The organism is Hydrophilobacter chitinilyticus, assembly GCF_049860745.1.
Classification (GTDB): domain Bacteria; phylum Pseudomonadota; class Gammaproteobacteria; order Burkholderiales; family Burkholderiaceae_C; genus Rhodoferax_B.
Genome location: NZ_CP187561.1, coordinates 4,585,384 through 4,603,011, shown reverse-complemented (window position 1 = coordinate 4,603,011; position 17,628 = coordinate 4,585,384). Strand labels below are relative to the sequence as shown.

Genomic DNA, 17,628 nt, shown 5'->3' with positions numbered 1-17,628 from the left:
CACTCCTGTTAACAAAAAACTCTTCCATGCCTGATTAAAAAGCGGGGTGCGCTCCGCGACAATCAAAGGTTATGACCGGGAATCCCATGCAATCCAAGAAATTTACCCTCCTGCCTCTCGTATTCGCCCTGGCTGCAGGCGCCCTGGTGCCCAGCACGGCAACTTTTGCCGCCGATCGCCATGCGGCCAAGTCTGCTGCTCACAAAAAGCCTGCTGCAGCCGAGGCGTCAGGCCCGGCACCATTGGCCGGCCAATCCGCTGTGGCCGACGGTGTGCCCGCCATCCCCGCCAAGGCCTGGCTGCTGATGGACTACGACTCTGGCGAGGTGCTGGCCTCAGCCAACCCCGACGAACCGTTGCCACCCGCGTCGTTGACCAAGATGATGACCAGTTTCCTGGTCGAACAGGCTCTCCGCTCGGGCAAGCTCAAGAAAGACGATCTGGTCTCGGTGAGCGAGAACGCCTGGTGCCGGGGCTCTAGCACCGAGTCGTGCATGTACTTGCCGCTGAACAGCCAGGCAACGGTGATCGACATCCTGCGCGGCATCGTCATCCAGTCGGGGAACGACGCCTCCAAGGCGATCGCCGAGCACATGGCCGGCTCCGAAGCGGGTTTCGCCAAACTCATGAATGCCGAGGCCAAGCGCCTGGGCATGACGAACACGAATTTCGTGAACCCCACGGGTCTGCCTGACCCCGCGCACAAGTCGTCTGCCCGCGATCTCGCCATCCTGGCGCGCGCGATCATCCATGACAGCGCCGACTACTACCCGATCTACGCCGAGCGCGAGTTCAAGTTCAACGGCATCAAGCAAGGCAACCGCAACGCCTTGCTCTACACCGACCCGACTGTGGATGGGCTGAAGACGGGCCACACCGAAGAAGCCGGTTATTGCCTGGTCACGTCGTCAAAACGTAACGACATGCGCCTGATCACGGTCATGCTCAACACCAGCAGCATGAAGGCGCGCGCCGACGAGACCCGCAAGCTGCTGGGCTGGGGCTTTAGCCGCTTCGAGAAGGCCACACCGATCCAGCAAGGTGCCGTGGTTACCAATGCCAAGATCCGCTTTGGCAAGGCTGATACGGTCGCTGCTGGTTTAGGAGCGCCCTGGATGCTGACCGTGCCGCGCGGCCAGAAATTGCAGACCTCGGTGCAGTTGAACCCAGAATTGGAAGCACCCATCACCAAGGGCGCCGTAATCGGCAAGGTGATCGCCGAATCGAATGGTAAGCCGGTTGGCGAAGCGCCCCTGATCGCGCAAGCGGATGTGGAGCGCGCGGGCTTCTTCCTGCGCTTGTGGCAGCGACTGGTCAAGTAATTCGGAAACGCCCCTATGGGGCATCAGCCAAGACGGCCGGCGCGGGTTTGCGTCGGCCTGGCGAGCTGCCCTCGGGGGAGGGCGTATTTATATTGGGTGAGACTCAGGTTGCCTTGCGAGCCTGACGGTTCTCTGGTCGCCCGGTAGGACAAAATTGCAAGTTGCCCCCTTCGGCGATGGTGTGTCTTTGGCCGTTCACTTCTACGATGCTTGCTGCAAGTAAGAGGATTCTTTGCTTGAGATGTGATCGCCGCGCATGAGCCCGTCTTCATCCTCCACCAAATCTGCAAGCCGTTTTTGAAACCTGCTATGCCAAACGGATCCGCTGCGTCGCGCGTTGCACCGCAGCGTAGAAGAACGCGTGGACTGCCCACTACCGTGGTGTTGGCTGACTTCAGCGCGGGAGCGCATGAAGCCGACGGGTAGTGCCCGCTGCTCGACACAAGCATCGTGGCCCCGGGTACGCTACTACCGACGGTGACAAGCTTTCAGACTCTCATGTCCAAGAGCCCGGCACGACCGTCCATCAAAAAATGATGCTTCTCAACTTGAATTGAACTGCGCTCAGATTTTCTGAGGGATCCCCAAAAAACATTCGCTTGTTGGAGGGGGCGCTTTGGCGTGGAATCGACTTCTCACATCTCGACCCCTTCCATCTCCGTTTACCAGGATCCCTCGAAACCATGATCACCAAGTACAGCAAGCACGACGCCAAAGACTACGCGCGTGAACACTTTCGCGGAGTATGGGCCGCCACCACCACTCCCTTTCTTGAAGACCTTTCGTTCGACGAAATGGGCTTCCGCCAAAACCTCCGGCATTGGATTCAAGACCTGGGCCTAGGCGGCTTGTTTGTGAGCGGCAAGCAGGGTGAGTTTTTTTCCATGTCGGTTGCAGAACGCAAACGTACTTTTGAACTTGCGGTAGAAGAGGCGAACGGCCGCTGCGGCATCGTGACTTCGTGTTCGGATGCCAATCTTGACGTCGTGCTCGACCTGGCTCGCCACTCCCAGAATGTCGGCGCCGACTACATCGTGGTGCACAGCCCGGTGCTGCACTTTCACCACAACCCTGATGAGACGGTTTACGCGTACTACCGCTACCTGAGCGAGCAGACCGACATTGGGATTGCGTTGTGGAACCATCCCGACTGCGGCTACATCATGAGCCCAGAGCTGTGCGCGCGTATTGCGGAGCTGCCGAACATCGTGGCCATCAAATACAGCGTCGACCGCGCGTTGTACAAGCGGCTGACCGAAATGGCGGGCGACAAGATCCTGGTCAGCTCGGCATCGGAGGAGGACTGGCTGGACAACATTGTGGAACTTGGCTGGCGCCTGTATTTGTGCTCTACGCCTCCGTTCCTGCTGCAGACCGCCGTTGACCAGCGCATCAATGAATACACCCAATTGGCCTTCGAGGGAAAACATTTGGAGGCACGCAAGGTGCGCGACAGCCTGGAGCCTGCGCGCCAAGCTTTCAGTTCTGCTCGGCCAACGGGAACGCCACAGGCCTATACCAAATATTGGCTGGAGCTTCTGGGCCAGACCGGCGGCCCAGTACGCCGCCCGCTGCTCAACTTGAGCGAGACCGAGAAGGCCGACGCGCGCGAGGCATTGGCTCGTAGCGGCTTGAAGCTGTCGATCGAACCCGCTGAATCAGCTTGTAGCGTGGTGGGAGGCCGGGCATGAAACTGCGCGTCGCTCTGATCGGTTTTGGCGCCATAGGGCAGAGATTGGCGCGTGGGCTGCTGGCCCACTCCGATACCGTAGAAATCACCGGCATCCTGGTGCATGAACTCGAGGCGGCGCAGGCCGCGGCCCATGGAGACCTGGCCGCCTTGCGACCCTTGTTGAGCGTTGAGCGGGCACCTTGGTTGGCGCAACGCCCAGCCCTCGTGGTGGAGTGTGCCGGCCATGCGGCGGTTGACGCGCACGCCGAGGCGGTGCTGTCGGCTGGCTGCGATTTGCTGCTGGCGTCCGTTGGTGCGCTGACCGACGACGCACGCCTTGCCCGCTTGCGCGCTTTGGCCACTGGGGCGGGGCGCCAGGTGTTGCTGGTCTCCGGGGCCATTGGTGGCATCGATTGGCTGAGCGCAGCGCGCGACGCAGGGCTTGGCAAAGTGGTGTACCGGGGGCGCAAACCGCCCGCTGCTTGGGCTGGTAGCCCGGCTGCGTTATCGCTGTCGCTGGATTCGCTTGAGGCGCCCGCGCTGGTGTTTGCCGGCAGCGCACGGGATGCCGCTCACAACTACCCGCGCAACGCCAATGTGGCCGCCACGGTGGCGCTGGCTACCTTGGGCCTGGATCACACACGCGTGGAGCTGTGGGCGGACCCCAACGTCAGCGAAAACTGCCATGAAGTCGAGGCCTGGGGCGAAGCCGGCCACATGCTTTTGCGTCTGGAAAATAAGCCCGACCAAGACAATCCACGCACCTCGATGATCACCGCACACAGCGTGTTGCGCGCGGTGCTCAACCAATGCGCGCCCATCGCGCTTTGAAGCCATGCCCCTTGGATGAGGGGCATTCTTTTCGTTGATCAGTGCGTTGGTCTGTGGGGAGAAACGGCTGCAGTCTCACGCCACGCCAAAGTCTTGCCCCGCAGCTTGCTTCGCATAGGCGATGAAGGCTTCACCCGCGCTGGTCAAGGGGCGTTCCGGGGCATGCAGCGCCACGATGGCACGTTCCACCACCGGCTCTGTCAACGGGATGGCCCGCACACCAATGGCACGCGTACGGATCAGCGCATAACGCGGTAGCACCGCAATCGCCAGACCGGCCTCCACCAAACCCACAGCCGTGGCCACATTCGCCACCTCGAAAGTGGCCTCTACAGGTTCGCCCATCTCGGCCAGACCACGAGCTGAAAGGTTGCGTAGCCCCGAGCCGGGCTGCATCAGCGCCAAGCGTTCACCCGCGAGATCGCGCCATTGCACTTCCGGGCGCGTGGCCAGGTGGTGGCCATCCCGGCAGGCAAGCATCAGACGGTCTTGGTGCAGCACCGTGGCGTGAAGATCGGTTGTGTCCACATCTGCCGTGCACACGCCCAAGTCAGCTTCACCCGACCGGACGGATTGCGCGACCTCGCCCACGGGAAGATCGCGCAGCGTGAGTCGAACAGCGGGAAACCGCTCATGAAATCCAGCCATCAGATGCGGTAGCAGTGTGGCCGCCATCAATGGCGATGCCGCGATGCGCAAGCGCGAGCTACGCCGCTGCGAAAACTCCTGCAGGTCGGTGATCGCGCCATCGAGTTGCCCCATCATTTCTTCGATCGATGGCAACAACTTTTGCCCTTCTTCAGACAGCACCATGCGCCGCGTGGTGCGCTCAAACAGGCGCGCCCCAAGCTCGCCCTCCAGCGTGCTGATCAGCATGGAGAGCGCGGAGGCGGTCAGGTGCATGCGTTGCGCTGCACGCACCACGCTGCCTTCTTCGGCGACGGCAATAAACGCGCGCAGTTGGCGCAAGGTGACAGCGGAGGTTCGAGACATGGGGTGTTCCTGATGCAGACAGGCTTTAGCGCGCGAATGAGAGAAGCGAAAGATCTGGATGAGCGGATTGTCCTCTCCAGTCGGGCCACGGGCGACGGCCTAAAGTATTGGAAATACTTGTGAATCTATTAAATTAAATCGTTTGAAAAATGTCACTCCGAGCGTTGAAATACACACCAGGCCAGAGATTTGCATGTGTCATCAAGGCCTGCCCGATCACGATCCCACGGAGAAAATGTCGATGGAAAAATCGCCCCTGAAAATTCGAATGCTGTTTGCGGTGCTTGCGACTGCGTTGACCGTCAGCCTGACATTGCCATTGCAGGCCTATGCCCAGAAGGCCGCAACCACAACTACAGCCACAGCCGCCGAAATTGAAACCTTGTTGGCGAAACAGGCCATCACCGAACTGATCTACAAGTACCCCCGGGGTTTGGATCGAGGTGACCGTGCATTGTTGATCTCGTTGGCGCACCCGGGTGCCAAGATGAGTTTTGGCGGCCGCGAGTTCCCTAACTGGGAAGCGTACGTGGATTGGTTGATCCAAGCCCACGATGAGATGACGGGCAACAACCACCGCATCACCAACATCCTGATCGAGGTCAACGGCGACCGTGCGGTCAGTGAATCCACCGGGACCGCGACCTTGCTGGTGCCCAAAGAAGGAAACCCCGGCCTCTACGAAGAGCGCTGGATGCATTCACGCTATCTGGATAGCTGGTCGCGCCGCGACGGAAAATGGGCGCTGGATGGGCGGCAGACCGTTAACGACTACCGCCGGGTGCTGGATGTTCCTGCTGATCTGGTCAAGGCGCGCTACCAGGTCATCGGCCACATTGGCCGCAACGATTCTTCCTACCGGCACTTCGAAAGCATCAAGTGATGAAGTCAGCGTTGAATTGCTCCCGCCGCAGCGTGTTCGCGGCCCTGGGCATGGCCATCGCCAGCCCTGTTTCTTGGGCGCAAGGCGCACCGTGGCCTGCACGTACCGTCAAGATTGTGGTGCCCTATGCGCCAGGCGGTGGCGTGGATTTGTTGGCGCGCATGTTGGCAGATCGCCTGCAGCGGCTGTGGGGGCAACCGGTTATCGTGGAGAACAAGGTCGGTGCCTCTACGCTGATTGGTGCCGGGGCTGTTGCCAAAGCGGCGCCCGATGGCCTCACGCTGTTGCTGACCAGCGAGGCCACCATCACCAGCAACCCGTTTTTGTTCGACAAACTGCCCTACGACCCGGTGCGGGAGCTGACCCCGATCTGCCAACTGGTGAGCCTGCCCCAAATGGTCGTGGCGCACCCATCCGTGCAGGCGAACAACATGGCTGAACTGGTCACATTGGCGAAGTCGCCGACAAGCGCACTGAGCTATGCGTCCTACGGCTCGGGCAGCCTTCCGCACCTGCTTTTTGAGTCCTTCAAAGCCAAGTTTGGTGTGAACCTGATACACGTGCCCTACAAGGGCATCTCGCCCGCCGTCACGGCCGTACAGGCGGGCGAAACACAACTTACGCTAGCCGGTGTGTCCGGGGCCTTGGGGTTGCTGCGTGCTGGCAAGCTCAAGGCGTTGGCTGTCGGGCGGGCCACTCGCTTGGCCGAAATGCCTGAGGTGCCCACGCTGCGTGAAGCCGGCTTGGCAGACATCGATCCCGGCGAGTCTTGGTTCGGGCTTTTCGCGACTGGCGGTACGCCAGCAGCGGTTGTGCAGAGGATTAACCAGGAGGTCGTTTCCATCGGCCACGACCCCGCTTTCCGTGACGCTGTGCTTGTCGCTCGTGGCTTCGAGCCGGTGTTTTCGGCACCCGACGCCTTTGCACGCTTCATTCAAGCTGACATGCGCCAGAAGGCGCAATTGATCCGCATCTCGGGCACCAAAGCCGAGTAGCGCCGCCTCTTTTCCCTCCTTCTTCTCGCGATTTATGCGCCCAAACGTGGCGCAGGAGATTCTCTGTGCCTTCGATATCCTCATCCGCCCGCAACGGCCTTGACCAAGAGCTCATCGTCCGTGGCGGTTGCGTGCTCACCATGGACCCCGCGCTGGGTGATTTGCCCTGCGCTGACCTGCACATCCGAGACGGCGCCATCGTGGCGGTGGGGCCTTCTATAGACGTCGAGGGGGTGCCGGAGATCGACGCTCGCGACATGATTGTGTTGCCCGGCTTTGTGGACACGCACTGGCACCTTTGGAACAGCGCGCTGCGTGCGCTGGTGAGGGGAGACGATCCTCAGCACGGCTACTTTCCGGTCACGCTGGGCACCGGGCCACTGTTCACGCCTGAAGACAGCTATCGCTCCGTGCGTTTGGGGCTTGCCGAAGGGCTGCTTTCTGGCATCACCACGGTGCAAAACTGGGCCCACAACACGCGCTCACCGGCCCACGCCGATGCCGAACTGCGCGCCATGGCGGAGATGGGGCAACGCGGTCGTTTTGCCTATGGTTGGGGGCAGGAGCAGCCTTTGGATCAACCTATGGATCTGGAGGATCTGGCCCGCGTGTTGCGACAGGGGCTGCCCTCCGAACTGCTGACCCTGGGCGCCGCCGTGCGCACGCCGGTCTCCAATCCACGCGGTGCTGTTCCCATCAGTGTGGTGAGCGAAGAGTGCGCCAACATCCGCGCACTCGGCTTGCCGTTGACGATGCACGCCCGCCCGGGACTGGTGCCCGTGCTTGCTGAACACGGTTTGCTGGGACGTGATTTGCAACTGGTCCATCCGCAGGGCATGACGGCTGCAGATTGCGCATTGCTGGCTTCCACCGGCACCACCATGACCTGCTCGCCCACCATCGAGATGCTCTACGCCCAAGCGACACGCGGCGTCATCCAGTTTCATGAAATGGAGGAAGCCGGGGTGGTGCAGAGCCTGTCGGTGGACAGCTCCGGTGCATCGGCCAACGCTGACTTTTATGCCTGCATGCGCGCGCTGCTGTGGTCGCACAAGCAGCGCTTCGGTAACCGCCAGCCACTGACTGCCCACCGCGTGCTGCGCCTGGCAACGCTGGATGGTGCACGCGACCTGGGGCTGTCGCACTTGATCGGTTCGTTGACGCCCGGCAAGCGTGCCGACATCCAAATTTTGCGGGCGACCGACCTCAACCTAGCGCCGGTTTTCGACCCCGCCCACGCGTTGGTGTATTCGGCTCAGCCGGCGAACGTGGACACGGTCTTGGTCGATGGACGCGTGTTGCTGCGAGGCGGCCAGCCGACCCGCTGGGACGGTGCCGAAATTGTCCGCGAGGCCACGGAGGCTATGCGTGCGCTAGCGGGTCGTTACCCGGCCGTTTGACCCCGATTTTCCCCACCCAGGTGAGCCGCCGCGCCCGCCAAAACATCCCTCAGGAGCATTGAATGAAGAACCGACACACCCGTTGGCTGGCCGCTGTGACTTTGGCCGCAGCCCTGTATCCCCACGCGCATGCGGCCGACTACATGGAGCAAGGCGAACGCACCAAAGGGCGGTCGTACTCGCCCGCCGTGGTGACCGAGGGCGGGCGCGTGGTTTGGCTGGCGGGTGAAACCACCATCACCGACCTCAGTGGCAAAGACGTCAAGGGCGATGTCGAAGCGCAGACCCGCACGATATTCGCCTTGTTGGACCAGACGCTCAAGCGCGCGGGTGGCAGCCTTAAAGACATTGTGAGCATGACGGCCTACCTGACCGATGCGCGCAATGGTGCAACCTTTTCCAAGGTGCGCACCGAGATGTTCCCCGACCGAAATTTTCCGGCCAGCGCGCAGATCACGGTGTCCAACCTGGCGGTGCCCGGCATGTTGATCGAGATTCAGGCGGTGGCCGTGATCGGTGACAAATGCTCAAAGGCGAACCCGTGCATTCCGAATTGAAGTCTGACACCAGCGCAGTGCGGCGCCGGTCAGGTTTGGAGTTGCTTGCAGCAGGTCTCCAGGCAACTGCGAAACGCACTGGCACTCGGCGACAGCGAGCGTGCAGCGCGCCACACCAACTCGATTTGGCGGTGAATCACCGGATCGTTGAGCGCGCGAAAACGCGCTCGTGTCGAGCGCACCAGCGCGCCCACATAGGCCGGCACCACGGTGGCGCCGAGACCTGCTTCCACCAGGCCTACGGCGGTGCTGAGATGCCCGACTTCGAAACGCAGGGCGGCAAGCTCACCTTCGCGGTGCAGCAGTGGATCGACCAGGCTGCGAAAGCCGCCGGCAGGCACCAGGCCAATCATGGGCTGCCCATCCAGGTCGGCCCAGGTCAGGCGCCGGCGGCGCTGCGCCAGTGGCCAAACCGCCGGCAGCATCACGCCCAGGCTATGGCGCAGCAGGGTGACGCGTTCGAGGGCCACGTCGAGTTGCGGAAAAACCCCGAAGCCCATGTCGGCGTCTCCGCTGTCGACGACGCGTACCAATTGCTCGGTTGGCAGATCGGCGATGCGCACCGAAATCGCGGGGTGCGAAACCTGGAATTGCGCAATCACGTCTGGCAAGAAGTTGGCGGCGAGAAACGGCGTGGTCGCAATCGTCACACGACCCCGGCGCTTCTGCACCAGGTCTTGCGTGTTGGCCACGGCGTGCTCCACGTCCGCCAGGATGCGTTCCGCGCTGTCAAACAACTCCTTGCCTGCATCCGTCAACGCAATTTGACGTGTCGTCCGGTCTACCAACGCAAGCCCCAACTGCAGCTCCAGCTCTCGGATCAACAGGCTGGTCGCCGATTGCGTCAAGTGCAGCTTGCGTGCGGCCGCAGTGAAGCCACCGCTATGGATGACTTCCACGAAGGCCCGCAATTGCCGCAAGGTGATGTTCATATGAATTGCTGATTAATTTACTGAATTCATTTCATTTTCACATTCAGCGCCAGATTTAACTCTCCCTACCCTAAGTACTCGAATGAAAAATAGTTTCTCCACTTTGGCCCTCATCGGCCTGGCCGCAGGCGGCAGTGCTTTTGCGCAAACCCAGGTCACGATATTCGGCGTGGTCGACCTTGGGGTTGCCCACATTTCGCAGGGCGACGCCAGTCTTACGGCCGTGAGCTACAGCGGCAACAGCCATTCGCGTATCGGCTTTCGGGGCACGGAAGATCTGGGCGGTGGCCTGTCGGCAGGCTTCTGGCTGGAAGGTGCGCTGGTGGCCGACACGGGTGGTGGCGCCATGAACTTCCAGCGCCGTTCCACGGTGGGCCTGACGGGCCGCCTGGGCGAGTTTCGTGTGGGCCGCGAAATGTCGGCCACCCACCTCAACCCCTCGTGGTTTGACCCGTTTCAAGGCACCGGCATTGGCCAGCCCACCGCCTACAGCATGCTGGGCGCGCCGATTCGTGTGAGCAATGCGCTCACCTACCTCTTGCCTCGGCAACTTGGCGGTTGGTACGGGCAGGCGCAATACGCATTCGGCGAAGAGCCCGCCACCAGCGTCAACCGCAAGAACAACAGCTATGTCGGCGCGCGCTTGGGCTACAGCGACGCAGCGGTGAACGTGGCAGGTGCCCTGGGCCGGCGCTACAGCGGAACTGCCACCACGCCAGCGCATGTCAACGCCGCCAACTTGGCCGTCTCCTACAACATCGGTGCACTGACGCCGATGGCTTTCTGGGCCCGCGAAGCTGACTCCAGCGGTGCGCGCATCGACGCCTGGTTGCTGGGGGCGACGTTGAGCCAGGGGGTAGGGGAGTGGCGCGCAGCGTATAGCTACTACAACCGCCAGAACAGCGGCAACGATTGGAGCAAGCTGGCCCTGGGGTATGTGCACAACTTGTCCAAACGAACGGCGGTCTACGGCACGTTCGCCGTCATCAACAACCAGGGCGCATCGGCTCAATTGGTGGCGAGCACCGGCGTGGGAGATTGGCCAGCCACGTCGCCTCTGCCCACCCAAGCGGGCATCAATTCGAGAGGTCTCGAATTCGGCATTCGCCACAACTTCTGAAGTTAGCCAGGAGCATCACCATGGACCACAAACCATATTCTTTCTCTGGCCTTCATGCACACACGGCTTCGCGCCGGGGCTTTCTTGGCATGTTCGGCTCGCTGGGAACCTTGGGGGCGCTGGGGGCCGGCGCCCTGGTGCCCGAGGGCAGGCCATTGGCCCAAACCCTGGGCACAAAAGGCACACGCATCGACTTCCACCACCATTTCTTCTCGCCCGCCTGGATCAAGCTTGTGGAGCGGCAGCATCTGAAACAGCCGGTGTTGGGGTTTGAGCAATTCAAGTCCTGGACCGTGGCGAACGACCTCGAAGCCATGGACCGTGGCGGTGTGGAGAAGGCATTTTTGTCGGTGACGCAGCCCGGCGTATGGTTTGGCGATCCAGCCGAATCGCGCAAGGCGGCGCGTGAGCTCAACGAGTTTGCCGCCCGCATGAAGGCCGACTATCCAGGCCGCTACGGGCATTTTGCGGTGCTGCCGCTGCCCGATGTTGAAGGGAGTTTGCGCGAAATTGAGTATGCGTTCGACGTGCTGAAGGCCGACGGCGTGGGGCTGCTGTCAAGCTACGACGACAAGTGGCTGGGCGATCCATCTTTCGCCCCGGTATGGGCCGAACTCAACCGCCGCAAAGCCGTGGTCTACACCCACGCCACAGCACCCAATTGCTGCGCCTGGAACTTCCAACCCGGGATCTTGCCAACCTTTGTGGAGCTTGGTTCCGATCTGGCGCGTTCCATGGTGAGCTTGATCCAAAGTGGCACGGCCAAAGCAACGCCGGACATCCGCTACATCTGGTCGCATGGCGGCGGCAGCATCTGGGCGCAACGCTTTCTGGTGGGCGAGACGGCGGAGTCGCTGGCGCGCGTGGCGCCGCCCGATTCGCGGCTGCACCACTTCCGCCGCTTCTACTATGACACTGCGGCCGCTGCGGACGCGGTACACATGGGCATTCTCAAGATGATTGTGCCGACCTCGCAGATCGTGTTCGGTTCTGACTTCCCCTGGGTAGAGCCCGCCAAGATTGCGGAGGGACTGGAGCGCTCTGGCTTGAGTGCAGCCGAGCTGCAGGCCATCTACCGCGACAACGCGCGGGCACTGGTGCCATGAGTAGTACCCACGCTTTGAACATGAAGGCGCCCACACCAAGCGTGTTGTCTGCCTCAGACCCCAGCGCGTTGCTGGCGGCCGTTCTACGGGCCAACGCTGGCACTGCCAACGCTCGGCTGAAGCAGGTCATGGACGCGCTGATCCGGCACCTGCATGCGCTTGCGCTGGAGGTCGACCTGTCTCCCGCCGAACTCGACCTGGCGCTGGATTTTCTGGTTCGCGTGGGGCAGGCCAGCGGGCCGCAGAAGAATGAAGGCATTCTTCTGGCCGACATCCTGGGCCTGGCAACCCTGGTGCAACTGCGGGGCGCGCGTGAAGCGCTGGCGCAGGGCGGCACCGAGCCGGCACTGGTCGGGCCGTTCTGGCGTGCCCATCAGCCGGTGCGTGCCTGCGGCGAAAACATTGCGTTGGCCGACACCCCGGGCGCGCCGCTGCATGTGCGCGGTCGTGTGCTCTCGCTCAATGGTGCGCCGTTGGTGCACGCACGGGTTGAGACATGGCAGGCCTCACCGCAAGGCCTTTACGAGAACCAGGACCCGCACCAGCAGGATATGAATTTGCGCGGAGTCTTCTTGACCGATGCCCAGGGCTGCTTCGACTTCCACAGCGTGCGTCCCGCTGGTTATCCGGTGCCGGTGGACGGCCCCTGCGGCGAACTGCTGGCAGCGCAGGGGCGCGGTGTGATGCGCCCCGCACATCTGCACTTCATCGTGGTGGCCGCAGGGCACAAGGTGCTGGCAACGCAGTTCTTCGACATCGAAGACCCGCACGCCCACCACGACGTGGTGTTCGGCGCCGTGGGCTCGTTGTTGCGCCGCTTTGAGCCCGATGGTCGGGGCGGCTTCAGTCTCGACGTTGAACTTCGCCTCGAACGCGGCGACACCGTGCTCCCCCATTGCCCATTACCTTGAGATCGATATGCAAGACAACAGAAGTTTCGCTCCACGGGAGCGGCTCGATGGCGAAATCGCCGTCATCACCGGTGGCACGGGTGCCATAGGTTTGGCCACCGCACACCGACTGGCCGCACTCGGCGCCCAAGTGGTACTGCTGCAGCGAGGCGCACCAGAAAAATCAGCACCCCTCCTGGCGCAATTGCCGGGCACCGGACATCGTGCGCTGCAGGCCGACGTGACCAACAGCGCCGGGCTGCGCGCCGCCGCTCAGACCATCGAGCAGGAGATGGGCCGCACCACCGTGCTGGTGAACAGTGCGGGTTTTACGCGGCAGGTGGCGGCTGCAGATCTTGAGGGTCTGGATGACCAACTGATTGACGACATCTTCGCCACAAACTGGCGTGGAAGTTTTGCTGCAGTACGGGCGTTTGCGCCGCAGATGAAGCTCGCTGGCGACGCGGTGGTGGTCAACGTATCGTCCATCGCAGCCTTTACCGGCCTGGGCAGCAACCTTGCGTACGCGGCCGCGAAGGCGGCGACCGATGCGCTCACGCGCGCGCTGGCCAAAACCTTGGCGCCGCAGATTCGCTGCATGGCGGTCTCGCCCGGCGTGGTGGACACCGCCTTCGTGCCGGGGCGCGACGCGGCTTTCAATGAACGCGTAGGCGCCACGATTCCGTTGAAACGTGTGGGCGTGGCAGATGACGTGGCCGCAGCCATCGTCGCCTGCTGCACCGCATTGCGTTATGCCACAGGCAGCGTCATCGTGGCCGATGGTGGCCGTCATCTGGGGTGAAGACACACATGGAAAAACCTACCATCCTCACCTGCGCCGTGACGGGCAACCTCACCCGACCCGATCAGACGCCCCATTTGCCGATCACGCCGGCCCAGATCAGCGAAGCCTGCCTGGAAGCGGCTGACGCCGGTGCGGCGGCCGTGCACATCCACGTTCGCGATCCCGAGACCGGCGCGCCGTCGATGGATGTAGAACTTTATGGCCGCGTTGTCGAGACCTTGCGACGCCACCGGCCGGAGCTCATCATCAACCTGACGACGGGCCCTGGCGGACGGTTTGTGCCCAGTGTGGACGAACCCCGTATCGCCGCTGCTGGCACCACGCTGTTGCCACCGGAGCAGCGTGTAGCGCACATCGCCGCGCTGAAACCGGACATTTGCTCGCTCGACCTGAACACGATGAACTCGGGCGAACAGGTGGTGATGAACACCCCAGCGAATGTGCGCAGGATGGCTGCCGTGATACGTGAGCATGGCGTTGTGCCCGAACTCGAATGCTTTGACACCGGCGATCTGATGCTTGCGCAGGCGCTGCTGGACGACGGCACGTTGAAGGGGCCTGGCCTTTACACCTTTGTGTTGGGGGTGCGTTACGCATTGCCATTTACACCGGCGGCGCTGGCGCTGGCGCGCTCTTTGATCGCGCCCCAGGCCGCATGGTCCGCCTTTGCGGTGGGCCGCCATGCTTTTCCCGCAGTAGCCCAGGCTTTCTTGCTGGGGGGCAATGTACGCATCGGCCTCGAAGACACCATTTACCTCGACAAGGGGGTGCTGGCGCAGAGCAATGCAGACCTGGTGCGCAAAGCGCGTCGCATCGTCGAAGACCTCGGCGGCCGACTGGCAAGCTGCCAGCAGGCTCGCGACAGTTGGGGCTTGCGCACCACCAACGCCGATTTCTGAATTTTTACTTTTCCAAGGATATTCACCATGACCACTGTGACCCCATCGCGCGCCTTGCGCGTAGGCCAGAAAGCCGAAACACCCGATGCTTTGCAACTCCAACTGGAAACGCAAGATCTGCCAGATGCACCTCCTGATCACGCCGTGGTCGAGGTCTTGGCCGCTGCCGTCAATCCCAGCGATGTGAAGGCAGCGTTGGGCTTGATGCCGCAGGCCGTCTGGCCGCGCACCCCTGGACGTGATTTCTCTGCACGGGTTGTGGTCGGTCCTCAGGAATGGATGGGGGCCAATGTCTGGGGCACCGGTGGAGACCTGGGCATCACCCGCGACGGCAGCCATGCCCGTTACTTGGTCTTGCCAGTCGCCGCCTTGGTGCGCCGCCCCGAAGCCGTGTCGGCCGCTGCCGCCGGCACCGTGGGCGTGCCCTTCATCACGGCGCACGAAGGGCTGCGTCGCGCGGGTCTGGTGGGGCGAGGTCAGACCGTCGTGGTCTTCGGTGCCAACGGCAAAGTGGGTCAGGCCGCCATTCAATTGGCGACGCGAGCTGGTGCGGCGGTGATTGGAGTGGAGCGGGGCGCCGGGCGCTACCGAGGCCACGCCAGCCAACCCGTCACGATGCTGGACGGAACCCGAGCCGACCTGGGCGAGGCGGTACTGGAAGCTTCGGGCGGCCGGGGCGCAGACATCGCCTACAACACCGTGGGCTCACCGTACTTTTCTGCAGCGTTGCAAAGCCTGGCAGTAGGCGGTACGCAGATCCTCATCTCCACCATTGAACGCTCGGTGCCATTCGACATCCTGGGCTTTTACCGCCGCAATCTTCAACTGGTGGGGGTGGACAGCCTGAAGCTGGATGTGGTGAAGTGCGCCGCCATTCTGGACGCGCTGGCCCCAGGTTTCACCGATGGCTCGCTGCGCGCATTCGACGTGGATGCTGCCGGGTTGGTGCCGCTGGACCAGGCGATAGAGGCCTATCAACAGGTGCTCGCCGGCTCGTCCTCACGTGTCGTTTTTGTTCCCTGATTTCGGAGATCAGCATGCATTTGGTTCGACTCGAAGAGGCACCGCGCTACGACGCTCCAGGACACGAGGGCTTCAAGATGTCGCGTCTGCAGGGGCGCGAAGCGGGCCCCGCTGATGCGGTGTGGCTGGGCTTATCTGTGGTGGAGCCCGGCGGCAGCACGACACTCGTGGCCTCCGCGCAGGAGAAGTTCTACGTGGTACTCGATGGAGAGTTGGAAATCAGGGGGCAGATGCCGGATGGTGTCAGCCACTGCGAGGTGCTGCGCAGGCTGGACAGTTGCCGCATCGCGCCCGGGGAGGCCCGGCAACTGCGTAACCGGGGCGACAAGATTGCACAAGTGCTGCTGATCATGGCGCAGGAAAGGTAAGTTGACTGTCGGAGCATCTAGCTCCGACGTCAGCTTTGACGGTCAGATGTGGAACCAGGCCAATGCGCCCAGCAGGACGCCAACAGCGCCAACACCCAGCGTGGCCCCTTTCATCCAGCTGCGTTTGGTCAGCAGGGCGATGGCCGCCAGCGCAATCGAGATCTGCAGTGCCGTCGTGGCCTGGGCCCAGCGGTGGTGCTGGTGCATTTGCTCGTCGCTTCGGTGGTTGAACTCTGTTGAATCGTTCTCTAGCGCCTCGGCCTTGTCTTTGATCTCGTTTTTTTCCTTGTCGTAGCGCGCAATTTTGTCGCGATATTTGGCCTTCTGCTCCTCGCTGCTGCTCAGCTCCAGCGCCAGCTCTGCAAGGTTCTGTTTACTGCTCTTGGCCTGGTAGTAATTCCACTGGTTCGAGGCTTCAGTCTTTTTGATCGCGGCATCGTTCTTGTAGAGCGCAGCATTGGCCTGGGTGGCGCCGCCCATATACGAGAACATCGCTCCTACGGTGGCGAGGATGGCGGTGATCACGGCCAACTGGCCCGCCATGCCCTTGGGCTCGTGTTGGGCTGCATGTTCAAGCTCATGGTCGTGCGGTCCATGCACGTGGAATCCATTTCCGGACATCTTGTCTATTCCTTGAGAAAAGTTCTATTGAAGTGATTGGTTATGCCGTGAAGCCTGCCAAGCAAAGTGCGCCCAATTGTTGTTGCATAGCTGGGCACAAAGGTCGCACATTTTCCCTCGACTGGATGTCAGTTTGGCCAAATGCATCAATCGAACCCCAACGCTCCGGTCGCACTACTTCTGCCCAAAGCGGGCCGCCTGCCCGCTGGCGTGGAACTCCTTGAGGATGTAGTCCACAAACACCCGCACTTTGGCTGGCACGAGCTTGCGGCTGGTGTAGTAGATGGACAGCGGCTGCGACTCGGCATACCAATCGGGTAGCACGCGCACCAATGCGCCGGTCTCCAGCAGCGGCAGCGCATGCGGCAGGGGCAACATGGCAATGCCGATGCCGATGGCCGTGGCACGCGCCATGGCTTCGGGGTCGTCTAGCACCATCACTGGGCGCACGCTGGCGACAAGTTCTTCGCCAGCTTTGTTCTTCAAGGCCCAGGGCACCAACCGCCCGGTGGCCAGCGAGCGGCGCAGCAGTCCACGGTGGCGCGCGAGGTCGTTGGGGTGTTTGGGCGGGCGGTGGGCCTTCAAGTAAGCGGGGGAGGCCATCAGCACAATGCGCAATCTTGAAAGTTCGCGCGCAATCAGCGCATCGGTCAGCTCAAGGCCGCCGCCGATCGCCACGTCGAAACCTTCTGCCACCAGGTCGACCTGGTGGTTGTCGAAATGCAGATCCGGTATGACGTCCGGGTAGCGGCGCACGAACTCGCCCAGCAGCGGCACCAAATACTCGCGGCCCACCGTGTGGGCGAGGGCCACCTTCAGGGTGCCAGCCGGCTTGCCGGCACCCTGGCGCAGGTCCGTCAACGCGTCGCTGATCTCGCTCCAGGGCAGTCGGACCTGGCCAAACAAGCGCTCGCCGTCCGTGGTCAGTGCCAGGTTGCGGGTGCTGCGTTGGAACAGCCGCACGCCCAGCCGCGCCTCCAGTTGGGCAACGCTTTTGCTGACCGCCGCCGGCGTGATCCCCAGGCGGCGCGCGGCGGCGGAGAAGCTGCCTTCGTCGGCAGAGGCGATGAAGGCGTCGAGATAGCTGCGTAGTTCGGTCATGGCTAAAGCTTATACCAATGGTTGAAACTGAAAGATCAATTTACTGACTACCGGAAACAGGTGATGGAGCCCAAACTAGCACCCATCAACCACTTCAATCCGAAAGGAAA

General features: G+C 62.2%; 18 protein-coding genes. 14 read left to right on the top strand and 4 right to left on the bottom strand.

The genetic code is table 11. The features are described from left to right. Positions 1 to 86: 86 nt before the first annotated feature. The 3 genes from ACPWMG_RS20435 (at position 87) to ACPWMG_RS20425 (ending at position 3,825) form a co-directional block, all read left to right on the top strand. Positions 87 to 1,322 (top strand): D-alanyl-D-alanine carboxypeptidase family protein, encoded by a 1,236-nt coding sequence (locus ACPWMG_RS20435; protein ID WP_483301327.1) that lies wholly within the window; start codon positions 87 to 89, stop codon positions 1,320 to 1,322. A 683-nt stretch (positions 1,323 to 2,005) separates the two neighbouring features. Continuing rightward, a complete protein-coding gene (locus ACPWMG_RS20430) occupies positions 2,006 to 3,013 on the top strand; it encodes a dihydrodipicolinate synthase family protein (protein ID WP_483301326.1) in 1,008 nt (335 codons plus the stop codon). After that, on the top strand, positions 3,010 to 3,825 hold the full coding sequence (locus ACPWMG_RS20425; protein ID WP_483301324.1) for an aspartate dehydrogenase: 816 nt from the start codon (positions 3,010 to 3,012) through the stop codon (positions 3,823 to 3,825). Before ACPWMG_RS20430 ends, ACPWMG_RS20425 begins: the two co-directional genes overlap by 4 nt. Positions 3,826 to 3,900: 75 nt before the next feature. Here ACPWMG_RS20425 and ACPWMG_RS20420 read toward each other — a convergent pair whose 3' ends face one another. Beyond that, positions 3,901 to 4,818, bottom strand: a complete 918-nt coding sequence (locus ACPWMG_RS20420) for a LysR family transcriptional regulator (RefSeq protein WP_483301323.1) — start codon at positions 4,816 to 4,818, stop codon at positions 3,901 to 3,903. 193 nt (positions 4,819 to 5,011) lie between these two features. On the opposite strand from ACPWMG_RS20420, the gene ACPWMG_RS20415 reads away from it, so the two are divergent. The 4 genes from ACPWMG_RS20415 (at position 5,012) to ACPWMG_RS20400 (ending at position 8,653) form a co-directional block, all read left to right on the top strand. Next, positions 5,012 to 5,701, top strand: coding sequence for a nuclear transport factor 2 family protein (locus tag ACPWMG_RS20415; RefSeq protein ID WP_483301321.1), 690 nt, complete (start codon positions 5,012 to 5,014; stop codon positions 5,699 to 5,701). Beyond that, complete coding sequence (locus ACPWMG_RS20410; protein WP_483301320.1) at positions 5,701 to 6,696, top strand: Bug family tripartite tricarboxylate transporter substrate binding protein; 996 nt, start codon at positions 5,701 to 5,703, stop codon at positions 6,694 to 6,696. The genes ACPWMG_RS20415 and ACPWMG_RS20410 overlap by 1 nt, the downstream gene beginning before the upstream one ends. A 65-nt stretch (positions 6,697 to 6,761) precedes the next feature. Continuing rightward, positions 6,762 to 8,096, top strand: coding sequence for an amidohydrolase family protein (locus ACPWMG_RS20405; RefSeq protein WP_483301319.1), 1,335 nt, complete (start codon positions 6,762 to 6,764; stop codon positions 8,094 to 8,096). 62 nt (positions 8,097 to 8,158) lie between these two features. After that, entirely contained in the window at positions 8,159 to 8,653 is a 495-nt protein-coding gene (locus ACPWMG_RS20400; RefSeq protein WP_483301317.1) for a RidA family protein, read from the top strand. 29 nt (positions 8,654 to 8,682) lie between these two features. On the opposite strand, the gene ACPWMG_RS20395 is transcribed toward ACPWMG_RS20400, so the two are convergent. Next, positions 8,683 to 9,585, bottom strand: coding sequence for a LysR substrate-binding domain-containing protein (locus ACPWMG_RS20395; protein WP_483301316.1), 903 nt, complete (start codon positions 9,583 to 9,585; stop codon positions 8,683 to 8,685). Positions 9,586 to 9,667: 82 nt separating this feature from the next. Between ACPWMG_RS20395 and ACPWMG_RS20390 the strand changes: the two genes are divergently transcribed. From ACPWMG_RS20390 to ACPWMG_RS20360, 7 genes are read left to right on the top strand one after another with little or no spacing between them, the layout of a single operon-like run. Continuing rightward, positions 9,668 to 10,705, top strand: a complete 1,038-nt coding sequence (locus tag ACPWMG_RS20390) for a porin (RefSeq protein ID WP_483301314.1) — start codon at positions 9,668 to 9,670, stop codon at positions 10,703 to 10,705. A gap of 20 nt (positions 10,706 to 10,725) precedes the next feature. Next, positions 10,726 to 11,811, top strand: a complete 1,086-nt coding sequence (locus ACPWMG_RS20385) for an amidohydrolase family protein (RefSeq protein ID WP_483301313.1) — start codon at positions 10,726 to 10,728, stop codon at positions 11,809 to 11,811. Continuing rightward, on the top strand, positions 11,808 to 12,722 hold the full coding sequence (locus ACPWMG_RS20380) for a dioxygenase family protein (protein ID WP_483301312.1): 915 nt from the start codon (positions 11,808 to 11,810) through the stop codon (positions 12,720 to 12,722). Before ACPWMG_RS20385 ends, ACPWMG_RS20380 begins: the two co-directional genes overlap by 4 nt. 7 nt (positions 12,723 to 12,729) lie before the next feature. Next, the gene (locus ACPWMG_RS20375) at positions 12,730 to 13,503 is read left to right on the top strand and encodes an SDR family NAD(P)-dependent oxidoreductase (RefSeq protein ID WP_483301311.1); all 774 of its coding nucleotides are present in this window, start codon (positions 12,730 to 12,732) and stop codon (positions 13,501 to 13,503) included. Between the two features lie 8 nt (positions 13,504 to 13,511). After that, positions 13,512 to 14,405, top strand: a complete 894-nt coding sequence (locus ACPWMG_RS20370; protein WP_483301310.1) for a beta-keto acid cleavage family enzyme — start codon at positions 13,512 to 13,514, stop codon at positions 14,403 to 14,405. A gap of 27 nt (positions 14,406 to 14,432) precedes the next feature. Beyond that, positions 14,433 to 15,428, top strand: coding sequence for a quinone oxidoreductase family protein (locus ACPWMG_RS20365; protein WP_483301309.1), 996 nt, complete (start codon positions 14,433 to 14,435; stop codon positions 15,426 to 15,428). A 14-nt stretch (positions 15,429 to 15,442) separates the two neighbouring features. Further along, on the top strand, positions 15,443 to 15,796 hold the full coding sequence (locus ACPWMG_RS20360; RefSeq protein WP_483301308.1) for a cupin domain-containing protein: 354 nt from the start codon (positions 15,443 to 15,445) through the stop codon (positions 15,794 to 15,796). A 42-nt stretch (positions 15,797 to 15,838) separates the two neighbouring features. Here the strand turns inward: ACPWMG_RS20360 and ACPWMG_RS20355 are convergent, their stop codons facing one another. Together ACPWMG_RS20355 and ACPWMG_RS20350 are read right to left on the bottom strand one after the other, a co-directional pair. Then, the gene (locus ACPWMG_RS20355; protein ID WP_483301307.1) at positions 15,839 to 16,417 is read right to left on the bottom strand and encodes a DUF4337 domain-containing protein; all 579 of its coding nucleotides are present in this window, start codon (positions 16,415 to 16,417) and stop codon (positions 15,839 to 15,841) included. Between the two features lie 174 nt (positions 16,418 to 16,591). Continuing rightward, positions 16,592 to 17,518: a LysR family transcriptional regulator gene (locus ACPWMG_RS20350; RefSeq protein ID WP_483301306.1), complete on the bottom strand. Its 927-nt coding sequence runs from the start codon at positions 17,516 to 17,518 to the stop codon at positions 16,592 to 16,594. Positions 17,519 to 17,628: the final 110 nt, after the last annotated feature.